This window comes from Paracoccus shandongensis, assembly GCF_017315735.1.
Classification (GTDB): domain Bacteria; phylum Pseudomonadota; class Alphaproteobacteria; order Rhodobacterales; family Rhodobacteraceae; genus Paracoccus; species Paracoccus shandongensis.
The window spans coordinates 1-12,690 of the sequence record NZ_JAFLRK010000036.1 but is presented as its reverse complement, the minus strand read 5'-3'; the positions used below and the strand labels follow the sequence as shown (position 1 = coordinate 12,690).

Annotated in this window: 14 protein-coding genes and 1 pseudogene; 7 read left to right on the top strand and 8 right to left on the bottom strand. The window is 68.8% G+C overall.

Annotated elements, in window-relative coordinates:
- Position 1: 1 nt before the first annotated feature.
- Together JX613_RS16810 and JX613_RS16805 are read left to right on the top strand one after the other, a co-directional pair.
- Positions 2-841, top strand: a complete 840-nt coding sequence (locus tag JX613_RS16810) for an ABC transporter ATP-binding protein (RefSeq protein ID WP_207102626.1) — start codon at positions 2-4, stop codon at positions 839-841.
- Between the two features lie 8 nt (positions 842-849).
- Positions 850-1,704, top strand: coding sequence for a dipeptide ABC transporter ATP-binding protein (locus JX613_RS16805; RefSeq protein ID WP_207102625.1), 855 nt, complete (start codon positions 850-852; stop codon positions 1,702-1,704).
- 245 nt (positions 1,705-1,949) lie between these two features.
- On the opposite strand, the gene JX613_RS16800 is transcribed toward JX613_RS16805, so the two are convergent.
- On the bottom strand, positions 1,950-2,765 hold the full coding sequence (locus tag JX613_RS16800; protein WP_207102639.1) for a cyclase family protein: 816 nt from the start codon (positions 2,763-2,765) through the stop codon (positions 1,950-1,952).
- A 181-nt stretch (positions 2,766-2,946) separates the two neighbouring features.
- Here JX613_RS16800 and JX613_RS16795 point away from each other — a divergent pair, with 181 nt between their 5' ends.
- Positions 2,947-3,753 carry a 2-keto-4-pentenoate hydratase gene (locus JX613_RS16795; RefSeq protein WP_207102624.1) on the top strand — a complete coding sequence of 269 codons (807 nt, stop codon included), beginning with the start codon at positions 2,947-2,949 and terminating at the stop codon, positions 3,751-3,753.
- A 72-nt stretch (positions 3,754-3,825) separates the two neighbouring features.
- On the opposite strand, the gene ltaE is transcribed toward JX613_RS16795, so the two are convergent.
- The 3 genes from ltaE to JX613_RS16780 form a co-directional block, all read right to left on the bottom strand.
- Complete coding sequence (gene ltaE / locus JX613_RS16790) at positions 3,826-4,872, bottom strand: low-specificity L-threonine aldolase (protein WP_207102623.1); 1,047 nt, start codon at positions 4,870-4,872, stop codon at positions 3,826-3,828.
- A 102-nt stretch (positions 4,873-4,974) separates the two neighbouring features.
- Complete coding sequence (locus JX613_RS16785; protein ID WP_207102622.1) at positions 4,975-6,093, bottom strand: YihY/virulence factor BrkB family protein; 1,119 nt, start codon at positions 6,091-6,093, stop codon at positions 4,975-4,977.
- A gap of 400 nt (positions 6,094-6,493) precedes the next feature.
- Positions 6,494-6,826 (bottom strand): DUF2934 domain-containing protein, encoded by a 333-nt coding sequence (locus tag JX613_RS16780; RefSeq protein WP_207102621.1) that lies wholly within the window; start codon positions 6,824-6,826, stop codon positions 6,494-6,496.
- 127 nt (positions 6,827-6,953) lie between these two features.
- Between JX613_RS16780 and JX613_RS16775 the strand changes: the two genes are divergently transcribed.
- Positions 6,954-7,517, top strand: coding sequence for a response regulator (locus tag JX613_RS16775; protein WP_207102620.1), 564 nt, complete (start codon positions 6,954-6,956; stop codon positions 7,515-7,517).
- Between the two features lie 354 nt (positions 7,518-7,871).
- Here JX613_RS16775 and JX613_RS16770 read toward each other — a convergent pair whose 3' ends face one another.
- Both JX613_RS16770 and gfa read right to left on the bottom strand, forming a co-directional pair.
- Positions 7,872-8,549: a spermidine synthase gene (locus JX613_RS16770; protein ID WP_207102619.1), complete on the bottom strand. Its 678-nt coding sequence runs from the start codon at positions 8,547-8,549 to the stop codon at positions 7,872-7,874.
- 307 nt (positions 8,550-8,856) lie between these two features.
- Positions 8,857-9,435, bottom strand: a pseudogene (gfa, locus tag JX613_RS16765) (S-(hydroxymethyl)glutathione synthase); the annotation flags it as partial.
- Positions 9,436-9,751: 316 nt separating this feature from the next.
- On the opposite strand from gfa, the gene JX613_RS16760 reads away from it, so the two are divergent.
- A complete protein-coding gene (locus JX613_RS16760) occupies positions 9,752-10,837 on the top strand; it encodes a DUF475 domain-containing protein (protein WP_207102617.1) in 1,086 nt (361 codons plus the stop codon).
- A gap of 54 nt (positions 10,838-10,891) precedes the next feature.
- Here the strand turns inward: JX613_RS16760 and JX613_RS16755 are convergent, their stop codons facing one another.
- Both JX613_RS16755 and JX613_RS16750 read right to left on the bottom strand, forming a co-directional pair.
- Positions 10,892-11,500 carry a calcium-binding protein gene (locus JX613_RS16755; protein WP_207102616.1) on the bottom strand — a complete coding sequence of 203 codons (609 nt, stop codon included), beginning with the start codon at positions 11,498-11,500 and terminating at the stop codon, positions 10,892-10,894.
- Positions 11,501-11,526: 26 nt separating this feature from the next.
- Positions 11,527-11,766, bottom strand: coding sequence for a PepSY domain-containing protein (locus JX613_RS16750; protein ID WP_207102615.1), 240 nt, complete (start codon positions 11,764-11,766; stop codon positions 11,527-11,529).
- Positions 11,767-11,894: 128 nt separating this feature from the next.
- Between JX613_RS16750 and JX613_RS16745 the strand changes: the two genes are divergently transcribed.
- The gene (locus tag JX613_RS16745) at positions 11,895-12,248 is read left to right on the top strand and encodes a PepSY domain-containing protein (RefSeq protein ID WP_207102614.1); all 354 of its coding nucleotides are present in this window, start codon (positions 11,895-11,897) and stop codon (positions 12,246-12,248) included.
- Between the two features lie 21 nt (positions 12,249-12,269).
- On the top strand, positions 12,270-12,690 hold a 421-nt coding region (locus tag JX613_RS16740; RefSeq protein ID WP_207102613.1), incomplete at its 3' end, for a response regulator.

Below are 12,690 nucleotides of genomic sequence, written 5' to 3'. Positions count from 1 at the left end.
CATGTCCCTTCTGACCATCCGCAACCTGACCGTCCGCTTCGCCACCGCCACCGGCAGCTTCACCGCCGTGGACGGGGTGGACCTGTCCGTGGACCGGGCCGAGGTTCTGGCCATCGTCGGCGAATCCGGGTCGGGCAAGTCGGTGTCGATGCTGGCGGTGATGGGCCTTCTGCCCGACACCGCCACCGTCACCGCCGACGAGATGACCTATGACGGCCAGGATCTGCTGGCGATGTCCGACGCCCAGCGGCGCCGCCTGATCGGGCGGGACATCACGATGATCTTCCAGGAACCCGTGGCCTCCCTGAACCCGTCCTTCACCGTGGGCTTCCAGATCGAGGAAGTGTTGCGCTTCAACCTGGGCCTTTCGGGCAAGTCCGCCCGCGCCCGCGCGCTGGAACTGTTCCGCGCGGTCGGCATCCCGAGCCCCGAGGAGAAGCTGAAATCCTATCCGCACCAGTTGTCGGGCGGGCAATGCCAGCGGGTGATGATCGCCATCGCCATCGCCTCGAACCCCAAGCTGCTGATCGCGGACGAACCCACGACCGCGCTGGACGTGACCATCCAGAAGCAGATCCTGGATCTGCTGATGTCCCTGCAGGAGGATTACGGCATGGGCCTGATCCTGATCACGCATGACATGGGCGTGGTGGCCGAAACCGCCGACCGCGTGGTGGTCCAGTACAAGGGCCGCAAGATGGAGGAGGCCGACGTGCTGGACCTGTTCGAGAACCCGCAAAGCCCTTATACCCGCGCGCTGCTGTCGGCCCTGCCGGAACACGCGACGGGCGACAGGTTGCCCACCGTGTCGGATTTCTTCGAAGGGGGGGCCGTGCGATGACCCCCGCGATGACCCCCGCAATCACCCCTGTCGTCGAAGGCCGCGCCATCGTCCGCGACTACCACGTCCCGGGCACCATGCTGCGCCGGGCCAGGAATGTCCGCGCGGTCAAGGGCATCGACTTTGCCGTGCAGAAGGGCAAGACCCTGGCCATCGTCGGCGAATCCGGGTCGGGCAAATCGACGCTGGCCCGCATCATCGCCCTGATCGACGCGCCCACCGGGGGCGAATTGCTGATCGACGGGCAGCGCGTGGACATCGACGCCCGCCGCCCCGGGCCCGAGTTGCGGTCCAAGGTGCAGATGGTGTTCCAGAACCCCTATGGCAGCCTGAACCCGCGCCAGAAGATCGGCGACGTGCTGACCGAACCCCTGGTCATCAACACCGACGTTCCCGCCGCGGAACGCCGCGACCGGGCGCGCGCGATGCTGCAAAAGGTCGGGTTGCTGCCGGAACATTACAACCGTTATCCGCACATGTTTTCCGGCGGGCAGCGCCAGCGCATCGCCATCGCGCGCGCCTTGATGCTGAACCCCTCGCTTCTGGTGCTGGACGAACCCGTCTCGGCGCTGGATCTGTCGGTGCAGGCGCAGGTTCTGAACCTGCTGGCCGATTTGCAGGACGAGATGGGCCTGACCTATGTCTTCGTCAGCCACGACCTGTCGGTCGTCCGCTATATCGCCGACGAGGTGATGGTGATTTCCGAAGGCGTGGCGGTGGAACAGGGAACGCGCGACGCGATCTTTTCCAACCCGACCCATCCCTATACGCAGGCCTTGTTCGCCGCGACCCCCGTCACCGATGTCGATGCGATCCGGGCACGCGTCGCCCGCCGCAGGGCGTCGCGGGCGGCGGCCGTCTGAGGCGGTCTGGGGCGAACGAAGCCCTTGGTGGTCCGCATGGGCGGCCAACGTCACATACGGGGCGTCAGGGAGGGCCAGCCGAAGTCTGCGCGCCAGATCGCGGACAACGGCTTTGGCGGGATCCGTGTCCGGCATCAGGCGGGGGGCCGCGCCGGGCGATGGTGACCGTGTTGCCCTGATCGGGTGCTTGTTGCAGACCTGTTCTGTCGCCGCCTTAAGGTTTGCCTGTGGCCGTCGCAAGCGTCCTATATCAGGGCCATCACCCGTGCAGGGCCGCCCGTGCCGCCGCGATGCTTTGGCGCGCCGATGAAGATCGTCGCCCCGGCAGCGGGAAGCTGGTCAAGGTTGGCCAGCCCCTCGATCCCGAACCGCCCCGAGGGCAGCCAGGAATGATGCACCGCGAAGTCGGCGGAATTTCCCGGGTCGAGCGACAGGGTGTCCACGCCGATCGACGCCGCGCCCGCCTCGGCCAGCAGATCGGTTGCCGCCTTGGAAAAACCGGGAAAGGCCAGGGTGCCGTCGGGCCCGTTCCGCCAGGACGGGTCGCCCATCCTGGCCGCCCATCCCGAGTTCATGGCCACGCAGGCCCCTGCCGGGATCGCGCCATTGGCAGAGATCCAGGCCTCGATGTCGGCGGGCTCGACGGTGGCATTCGGATCCTCGGAAGCCTTGGCCGAGATGTCCAGCACGCAAAGCGGTGCGATCAGCCTTTCGACCGGCAGGGCATCGACCGCCGTTCCGCCGGGGGAAAAATGCAGCGGGGCGTCGATATAGGTGCCGGTGTGTTCAAAGATCGTTAGCTTGAAAAGGTGATAGCCGTCGGGTTCGAAGTTCTTGTCCACCTCGTAGAGAATGCCGGGCTTGCCGTCGAAGGTGGGGAAGTCGCCGTCATAGGCATGTGTCAGGTCCACGACCCGCCCGGTCGCCTGCGCCAGGGCAGGCCGCGCGCCCAGCACGCCCGCGGCGGCTCCCATCGTCGCGGTGGCCGCCGCCGCGGTGAAAAGGCTGCGGCGCGAAAGCATGTGGGTCTTGACGTCCTCGATCAGGCATGCCGTGCACATTGGCAGGTTCTCCATGATGGTTCCTCTCATGGAAGGCCCGCCGCCCCGGCCTGTCAAGCGCCGCACGAAGGGACGGTGTTGCCCGGCCCGCCGCAAGGACAACGCTGCCCCGGGCGGGGTAGCTTGCGCCGCCCGCGCCGCTGTGATCCAGATCGGCGCATGACCAGACAGGACCAGCGCCATGCCCGATGATGCAGACCTTGCCGACGAGATCCTGGGCACGTTGTCCGGGCGGCGGCAGATCCCCCTTTTGACATCACGGCCCGGCGGACTGTCGATGAAGCGGGCCTATCGCCTGGGCGCGCTGATCGAAACCGCCCGCACGCAGCGCGGCGAACGTCCCGTGGGGCGCAAGATCGGCTTCACGAACATGACGATCTGGCAGCGGTTCAATGTGTCCGCCCCGATTTTCGGGCCGATGTATGACAGCACCGTGCGGCCGCTGGGCGCGCCGTTCCGGACGGCGGATCTGGTCGAGCCGCGCATCGAACCCGAGATCGCTTTCCGCCTTGCGGCCGCGCCACAACAGGGAATGACCCCCGGGGAACTGATCGCCTGCGTGTCCGGGGTCTGCGCGGGCTTCGAGATGGTGCAGTCGATCTTTGCCGGCTGGCGGTTCGAGGCGGCCGATACCGTCGCGGCCTTTGGCCTGCACGGCGCCTTCCTGCACGGGCCGATGCGGGATCTGTCGCCCGGGGACCGGGGGGATTGGGTGGTGGGTCTTGCCGGGCTGGAAACGACGCTGCGCCGGGACGGGGTGGTGGCCGACACGGGCCATGCGCGCAATGTCCTGGGGGGCGGGCCTCTTGTGGCCCTGGGCCATCTGGCCGACCTGCTGGCGCGCACGCCCGATGCGGCTGGCCTGAAAGAAGGCGACCTCGTGACAACCGGCACCCTGACGCAAGCCCTGCCCGTGCGCCCCGGCGAGACATGGCAGGCCAGCTTCAAGGGCCTGCCCCTGGACGGGATCGAGGTCGAACTGGTCTAGGCGAAGGTTCGGGCTTTCAACCAGGCGCGACCGGCAGCGGGCCGTTCCCGGCACCGGCAGACCGCCAAAACCTCAGGCCGTATTGCTGCCCTGCCCCCGCCCGTTCCCGGAAAAATAGTCCTCGCACGCGGCCCGGACCCGGTCAAGCGAGGCGTCGTCCACATCCAGATGCGTGACCCACCGCAGGCTGCCGTTGCGGCCGCCGACGGCGATGCCGCGTCCGGCCAGGAAGCGCCGGAAGGTGTCCACGTCGGTGCCGGCCGGGGTCATGAAGACCATGTTGGTCCGCGCGGGCCCCGACCCCAGTTCGGGAAAGCCCGCCAGGATCCCGGCCAGGCCCGCGGCGCGGGCATGATCCTCGGCCAGCCGCGCGACGTTGCGTTCCAGCGCGTGGATGCCCGCGGCGGCCAGGATGCCCGTCTGCCGCATCCCGCCGCCCAGCATCTTGCGCAACCGCCGCGCGGCCCCGATCAGATCCCCCGGCCCCGCCAGGACTGACCCCACGGGCGCCCCCAATCCTTTCGACAGGCACAGCGAGACCGTGTCGAAGCCCCGCGCCAGCACGTCCGCCCCGCAGCCCAGGGCGACGGCGGCGTTCATCAGCCGCGCCCCGTCCAGGTGGGTTCCCAGGCCATGGCGGCGCGCCAGACCCGTCGCGGCCCCCAGATAGGCAGGGTCCAGCACCATGCCGGCAAAGGTGTTCTCCAGCGTCAGCAGCCGGGTGCGGGCATGGTGGATGTCGTCGGGCTTGATCGCGCCCTCGATGGCGGCCAGGGCGATGGTCCCGTCGGGTTCATTGGGCAGCGGCTGCGGCTGGATCGAGCCCAGCACCGCCGCCCCGCCCCCTTCGTAAAGAAAGGTATGGGCCATCTGCCCGACCAGGTATTCGTCGCCCCGCCCGCAATGCGCCATCAGCCCGGCCAGGTTCGACTGCGTGCCGGTGGGAAAGAACAGCGCGGCCTCCTTGCCAAGCCGCTCGGCCGTCATGGCCTCCAGCCTGCGGGTGGTGGGGCAGTCCTCGTAAACCGCGTCCCCCACCTCGGCCGAGGCCATGGCGGCCCGCATCGCGCCATCCGGCCGCGTCACGGTGTCCGAGCGGAAATCGTCCATGGCTGTCATCTTGCCGTCCCCTGCCGGGCCGACGATGGCCCGGCGGCAGGAAAGCCGGTGGCGGGCCGAAGATCAAGCCATGGGCTTTGGGTTTTCCCTGACCGGCCCTTGTCAGCCCTTTCGCCGCAGCAGCTTCCAGGCGGCGCTGCCCATCAGCACCATCGCCAGCGACAGGTCGGCCGTGGCCGAGGAGGGGGCGGCGCCGCTTCCGGCCTTCCGGTCCTGGCCCTGCACGCCCTGGCCCTGTTCCGGCCGGCCGGGCGCGCCCGGGGGCGGCGTGTCGGCCTTGACGGCGTCGCGCTGGCCCATGGGCAGGGGCGCGCCGCTTGTGGTGTCCTTTTCCGTCTGCTGCTCGATCTCGGCGTTCAGTTCGGCGCCGCCCAGGATCACGAAGGCCGACAGCCACATCCAGGTCAGCAGCACGATGACCCCGCCCAGGGTGCCATAGGTTTCGGTATAGCTGCCGAAGTTCCGGGCATAGATCGAGAAGCCGACCGTGCCCGCGATCCACAGCGTCGTCGCCACAACCGCGCCCACGCTGATCCACCGCCATTTCGGTTCCGCGCGGGACGGGCCAAAGCGATAGATCGCGGCAAGCCCCAGCATCGCCAGGGCCGCCATCAAGGGCCAGCGCAGGATGGTGATCGCGGTTTCCAGCACCGGCGGCAGATGCCCCAAAGCCACCAGCGAGGGCAGAAGGACCACCAGCCCCAGGCCTGCGGCGGTGCCCAGGACCGCGCAGACGGTGATCGCCAGGGCCGTCAGGTAAAGCCTGACCATGCCCCGGGTTTCCTCCTCGTCATAGGCGATGTTCAGCCCCTCGATCAGCGTCAGCACGCCCTTCATCGCGCCGTAAAGGGCCACCGCCACGCCGAACGCCGCCACCAGGCCCGTGCCGGTCTGGCTGCCGCCCGTGACCTTCAGGACCTGGTCCTGCAGGATCCCGGCGGCTTCCTCGGGCAGCATCGCCACCACGGTTTCCAGCTGGCCCGCGATGTCCGCCGGATCCAGGAACAGCCCCGCGATCGACACCAGCGCCGCGATGGCCGGGAAGATCGAGAGCAGCGCGTAAAAGGCGATGCCTGCCGCCACGACCGAGATGTGGTCGCGCGAGATCTCGTCCTTGACCCGCCACAGGATCTGCTTCCATCCGGGGGCGGGGATGTCCGCGGGCGTTTCCGCGCCTCTGCCCAGATCGGTGCGGGAAGCGCGGCGGTCCTGTGGTGACATGGGGTGTTCCTTTGCTGCCGCTGCGACGCTGCCGGGGTGCATGGCTCCCGCGGCCCGGGCCTTGCTGCGGTGGAACGCGCGGGACGCCGCCGTTGGTTCCCGGGGGGCCGCATCGCCGGTGCCGCCACTGCCCGGCCAGAGTTTCGCGGACAGGGTTGTCCTGCCCTGGCGCAGGCAAAACTGCGAGGATGCTGGAATGCGTCATTCGGGGCGTAATCCGGTGGCGGCGCTGCAAGGCCCAGGTGATGGCCCTTGCGCGTCCTTCCGGGGACTCAGAGGGTCTTCATCGGCCGGGTCCGCCCGCCCTCGCCCGGCAGGCCAAGAGGAACATCATCCCCCACGCCCCGAAGGCGCACAGGTCCGCTTGCCGCGGCGGGCGCTCCGGCACCCGGGCCGCAGCCTAGCGCCTGTCCCGCCCGTCGGGATAGACCGGCGACAGGATCGCTTCTTCGGCCTCATCCAACCCGCCGGCGGTTCCGCCCTCGCCCGCTTCGATGATCCGGCCGTCGGCCTTGCCGTTGTCATCCGGGACCGTGTCGGCGTCCAGGTCGGACAGGCTGTCGTCGCCCAGGACGCCTTCGCGGCGAAGTTCTTCCTGGGCCTGCGCCCAGTGTTGGGCGTCGCGGCCCTCGGGGCGGCCTTCCGCTTCCCAGATCCGATGGGCGCGCTGGCTGATCCGGTCACTGTCCATCATCTCGTCCTCCCTGGCGGTGCTGCCCCAGGAACGCGTCACCCCGGCGAATGTTCCTGCCGGGCTTCCTTGCCCTGCGGCGTTCCCGCCACGGAACGCGGCACCTTCCTGGAACAAGCGCGCCCCGCGCCGGTTCAGGCACACTGATTTCTGCACAAGCGAGCCAGACATGTCCCATGATCGCGGATCCTTTCCCAACCCAGGCCAGGGGCGCGGCGTCAAGGCGGGCCTGCCGGACCAGCGCCACCCCTTCGACCTGAAGGGCCGCAGGGATCCCGGTTTCCAGCCGGAGGGGCATTATTGCTCTCTGGATCTTCCCTCCGGACGGGACAGCGGCATCCCGGACCGGGCGGCTCCGCCCGACGCGGCGGTTCTTCGCGAATGCCGGATCCTGGTGGTGGAGGATGACTATCTTCTTGCCGCAGGCACCGAGCGCGCCCTGCGCGACGCCGGGGCCACGGTGCTGGGGCCCGTCGGGCAAGAGAACCAGGCCCTGGCCCTGATCGCCGCCGAGGCGCCGACCTGCGCGCTTCTGGACATCAACCTGGGCCATGGCACGCAGTTCAGCGTCGCCGACGCCCTGCGCGCGCGGGCCATCCCCTTCATGTTCGTGACCGGCTATGACGACGTGATGATCCCCGCGCGGTTCCGCGACATCGGGCGGATCCGCAAGCCGATGGGCTTCCGCCTGGTCCTGCAGGCGGCGGCGCAGATGTGCCGGTCCCGGGGCTGAGGGCATCCACGGCCTCCGGGCTCGGATCGGCGGGCGCGGGCCTTTGCAACCGGCGTTTCGATCTGTCGGAAGGCCAACCGCGACCCTGCGGCAATGTTCCTGATCCGGATCGCCTGCCGGGGGCTTTCGGTCCTGCGGGGCACGGGGCATTGCGCCTGACCGCGCGGCGGCCATGGCGGCGGATTTCGACGGTGACTGGATCGGTTCGGGCTTTGTCAGGATGTTCATGGACGGGGGGATCGACCGGCGCACCGCCTTGATGCTGCGGGACTGTGCCGACCAGCCCGGCCATCGGCCGGAACCGCTGTTCCCACCAAGCGCGACGGCGCCGCGCCGTCGCAGGCCAGCCCCCGATCAGCCAGGGCGGGCCGCGATCCAGATCGTATGGCGGTTGCCGCGCTTGCCGCTGCTGGCGCGGACGCTATGCGTGGTCACGTCGAAGCCGCAGCGGGACAACCGCCGCGAAAAGGCCCCCGAGGCTGCCGCGGACCAGAACGCGACAACGCCCCCGGGCGCCAGGGCCCGGCGTGCAGCCTGCAACCCGGCCTCCTGGTAAAGGGCGTCATTGCCGGGGCGGGTCAGGCCGTCGGGTCCATTGTCCACATCCAGAAGGATGGCGTCGAAGGAACCCGCAGCCTCGCGGATCATGGCGCCGACATCGCGCGTCTCGACCGTGACGCGCGGATCCGACAGGCAGGCCCCGAAGACGGCCCCCATGTGCTGCCCGGCCCAGCCGACCAGTTCGGGCACGATCTCGGACACGACAAGGCGCGCATCGGGGGGCGCCACGGCCTGGGCCGCGCGCAGGGTGAACCCCATTCCCAACCCGCCGATCAGCACCCGCAGGCCCCGCCGGCCGGCCAGGCCCCCCAGGGCCAGCCTGGCCAGCGCCTCCTCGGAATGGCCAAGCCGGCTGTTCATCAGTTCGTTGCCGCCCTGGAGGCGGATCGAGAACTCGTCCCCCCGCCGCAGAAGCCTGAGCGCATCCCCGTCCGGCGCGACCGCCGTCGCCAATTCTATCCAGGGAAGCATGTCGGGGATCCTGTCTTTGGAAAAGATGCCCCCTTAGCCGGTCGGCAAGCGCACTTGAAGGGACATACGTCCCCCGACGCCTGTTCCGCGCCGCTTCTGTTCGCCGCCGAAGCCCGTTCCGGCGTCCCGCGTGATGAACCTTACCCCGTCACCGGCCACGGCCCAGAAGCTTGTCCAGCAACCGGGCGAAGATCGACCCGCCTGCGGCGAGGGGCGGCGGGGGGGCCGGATGGGGCTGGCGCGCGGGGGATGCGTCCGGCGTTGGCTGTGCAGGCGCGGGGGCGGCACTTCGGTTCGCGGCGGCGGGCGCGGGTTTCGCCTGGCGCTTGGCCACATGGGCCGCGATCGCGTCCATCAGCGGCGGCGACAATGTGTCGTAAGGCGTCAGCCCCAGTTCGCGCAGCCGCGCCCGGATGCCGTCCATGCGCGACGGATCGACGCCGGATTCGATCACCGAGCTGACAAAGGCCGCGAATTCCGGCGCCGACCAGCCGTCCTCGGACGACAGTTCGGTATGGACGAAATCTAGGCCGTAGAACGGATGGTCCTTGTTCTCGATCCGGCCATACATGTGGACGCCGCAATCCCGGCAGGCGTAACGCTGGATCGGCGCGTCCTTGTTGACCACCTGCAGCTTGTCGCCGTTTTCCAGAACCTCGACCGCGTCGCGCGACACAACGGCGACCTGGCTGAAGATCGCCCCCTCGGGCTTCCAGCATTTGGTGCAGCCGCAGACATGGTTGTGCGCCGTCTGTGCGCCCACCCGGACCTTGACGGGCCTGGTGGCGCAATGACATGTCAGGACGCCGCCGGAAAAATCCGGGTTGCCCCGCCGGATGCCGTGATCGACCGCGGGATGGATAAGCACGTCTTGGGTGTTTGCCATGGCCCTCTCCTCCGATGACCAGATCATGTCAGGATCTCGCGGTTCGGGCCGATCGGCAAGACGGCAGAAGGTGGGAGACGGGGCCGCGCCGCCAGCACGGCCCGGGGCGGGAGGCCCGTGCAAGGGCCGTCCGCCCCCCTGCGCCGGATTTGCACGATCGCGCGCCATTGTGGTGGCGCGACGGGCATCGGCAATGTATAGACCCCCATCCGCATCCCTGCGGACACAGACCGGTGACCGGGCCCCTCTGGCGGATGTGGCGGCACATCCGCGATGTCGGCACTGATCCTGAACCAGCCGCCTGGACCCTTTTCTCATGGAAAACGGACTTTCTTCGCAAGGCCCCGGCACGGACGCCCGGCCGCTTCTTCGCTATTTCACCTGGGCCTTCGTCGTCACGGCGGTGGGCCTGGTCCTGGGGGCCTTCCTGGGCTGGCAGATGACTGGCACGGCCGGCGGGATGCTGACCATCTTCTTCATCTGCCTGGTGCTGGCGGTGCTGGAAATCTCGCTGTCCTTCGACAACGCCATCGTCAACGCCAACAAGCTGAAGGAGATGACGCCCGAATGGCAGCACCGCTTCCTGACCTGGGGCATCATCATCGCCGTCTTCGGGATGCGGATCGTCTTCCCGCTGCTGATCGTGGTGATCGCGGCCAAGATCGGGCCGTGGCAGGCCGTGGTGCTGGCCGCCGCCCGCCCCGAGGAATACGCCCGCATCATGCACGACGCCCACCTGCCCATCGCGGCCTTCGGCGGCACCTTCCTGATGATGGTGGGCCTGTCCTTCTTCTTCGACCATGAAAAGGACGTCCACTGGGTCCGCTGGCTGGAAGCCAGGATGCAGAAATACGCCACCATCCGGGGCATCGAGGTCGCGGTCGTGCTGACGCTGATCCTGGTCTTCTCGCGCTTCCTGGAGCCCGTCGAATCCGAGGTCTTCTTCAAGTCCGCGATCTGGGGCCTGCTGACTTTCCTGCTGGTCGAGGTTCTGGGCGGGCTTCTGGACAGCACCCAGGAAACGCTGGTGGCGGGCGCCAAGGGCGGCCTGGGGGCGTTCCTGTACCTGGAGGTGCTAGACGCGTCCTTCAGCTTTGACGGCGTGATCGGGGCCTTCGCGCTGACCCAGAACCTGTTCATCATCGCCATCGGCCTGGGGATCGGGGCCATGTATGTGCGGTCGATGACCATCATGCTGGTGGAAAAGGGCACGCTGGCGCAATACCGTTACCTGGAACACGGGGCGTTCTATGCCATCATCGCGCTGTCGGTGATCATGTTCCTGCAATCCTTCGTCCACATCCCCGAGGTCATCACCGGCCTGGGCGGCGCGGCGCTGATCGGGGTGTCGCTCTGGTCCTCGATCCGCTGGAACCGCAAGACCCGGGCCGCCGGGGCATGAACGCAAACCGGCCGCGGAACATCCCGCGGCCGGTCGTCCGAGGCCGTTCCAGCCTCAGAAGGTGAAGTCGGACAGGCCCAGGTCGGCCTTCTGGAAATCCTCCAGCACCAGGGTATTGCCCGCCGACAGGGTCAGCACCAGGTCGTCGCCGTCCTGCCGGGCGCTGTTGATGACCTGCTGCACCTGGGCGCGGCTGAAATCGTCCAGCTCGATCCGGTCGATGCCGTTCTGGAAATCGGTGATGCGGTCGCGGCCGTCGCCCCATTCGAATTCGAACACGTCGGCCCCGGCGCCGCCGGTCAGGATGTCGTTGCCGATCCCGCCTTCCAGGCGGTCGCGCCCGGCGCCGCCATCCAGCACGTCGTTGCCCGAACCGCCTTCCAGGTCGTCGTTGCCGATGCCGCCCCACAGGCGGTCGTTGCCGCGCCCGCCTTCCAGTTCGTCATTGCCGCCCTCGCCCCACAGGCGGTCGTCGCCGTTGCCGCCTTCCAGCTCGTCATGGCCGGTGCCGCCCCACAGGCGGTCGTGGCCGTCGCCGCCCTCCAGTTCGTCATCGCCGGCCCCGCCATTGATCAGGTCGTTGCCGTTCAGGCCGAACAGCCGGTCCGCCAGGCTGGTCCCGTTCAGACGGTCGATGCCGTTGGTTCCACGAAAAAGAGGCATGTCAGTATCCTTTCAAGGTTCAGATGTCAGGTGTCGGGGGTTTCGGACAGGATCCTGCCCGTTCCGGAATCGACGCGCAGATCCACGGGCCGCCCGTCCGCCGCGACCGCCTCCACGTCGATGGAGGCGCGGTCAACGTCGATGTCGCTGATGCGATAGCCCTGCGCCTCGAGCCCGGCGACGATGGCCGACAGGGGGCGCGCCTCTTGCGCCAGGACGGGGCCGGCGGCGAGGGCCAGGGCCAGGGCGGGGATCAGGGTCTTCATGCGTCGCTCCTTCTTGCCGGGGGCCGTGAAGCCCCTTGGACGAATCACTTGTCGCACATCCCACCTGATGCGGCGCTGACCGGGGCTGTCAGGGAATTGTCAGCGGGCCCGCGCTAGAACGGGACATCATGCGCGCCCCCCTTCTGTCCCTTGCCCTGCTGCTTGCGCCCGTCCCGGATCTTCGGGCCGAGGAGCCGCCGCCCGACCCCTTCGAGATCGAGGCCGACAGCGACATGGCCCTGGCCGCCGTCGCGCGGGGCGAGATCCTGCCCTTGTCCGCGCTGATGCCCCGCCTTCTGGCCGCCTTCCCCCACGAGGTGCTGAACATCGAGATCGACCTCGACCCCCAGGGCCGCATCGACGAATACGAATTCGAGATGCTGACCCCCGAAGGACGCCTGATCGAGGTGGACATGGACGCCCGCACCGGCGAAATCACCGAGGTCAGCGACGAAGACCCCGAGGATGACGATGACGACTAGAAACCCATGCGCATCCTGCCCATGCGCATTTTGATCGTCGAGGACGACCCCCGCATCGCCGCCGACCTGACGGCCACCCTGGACGCCCTGGGCTTTCGCAGCGACCTGGCCACGGATGGCGAGACCGCCTGGTTCAAGGGCGGGACCGAGGATTACGGGGCCATCGTGCTGGACCTGGGCCTGCCGAAAATGGACGGCCTTGCGGTGCTGAAACGCTGGCGGGCCGAGGGCGTGACCACCCCGGTCCTGATCCTCAGCGCGCGCGGCACCTGGATCGAGCGGGTCGAGGGCATCGACGCGGGCGCCGACGACTATCTTCCCAAGCCCTTCCGCACCGAGGAACTGGTGGCCCGCGTCCGCGCCCTGGTGCGCCGCGCCGCGGGCCGCGCCGCCCCGGTCGAGGTGGCGGGCGCGCTGGCGCTGGACCTGACGCGCCAGACGG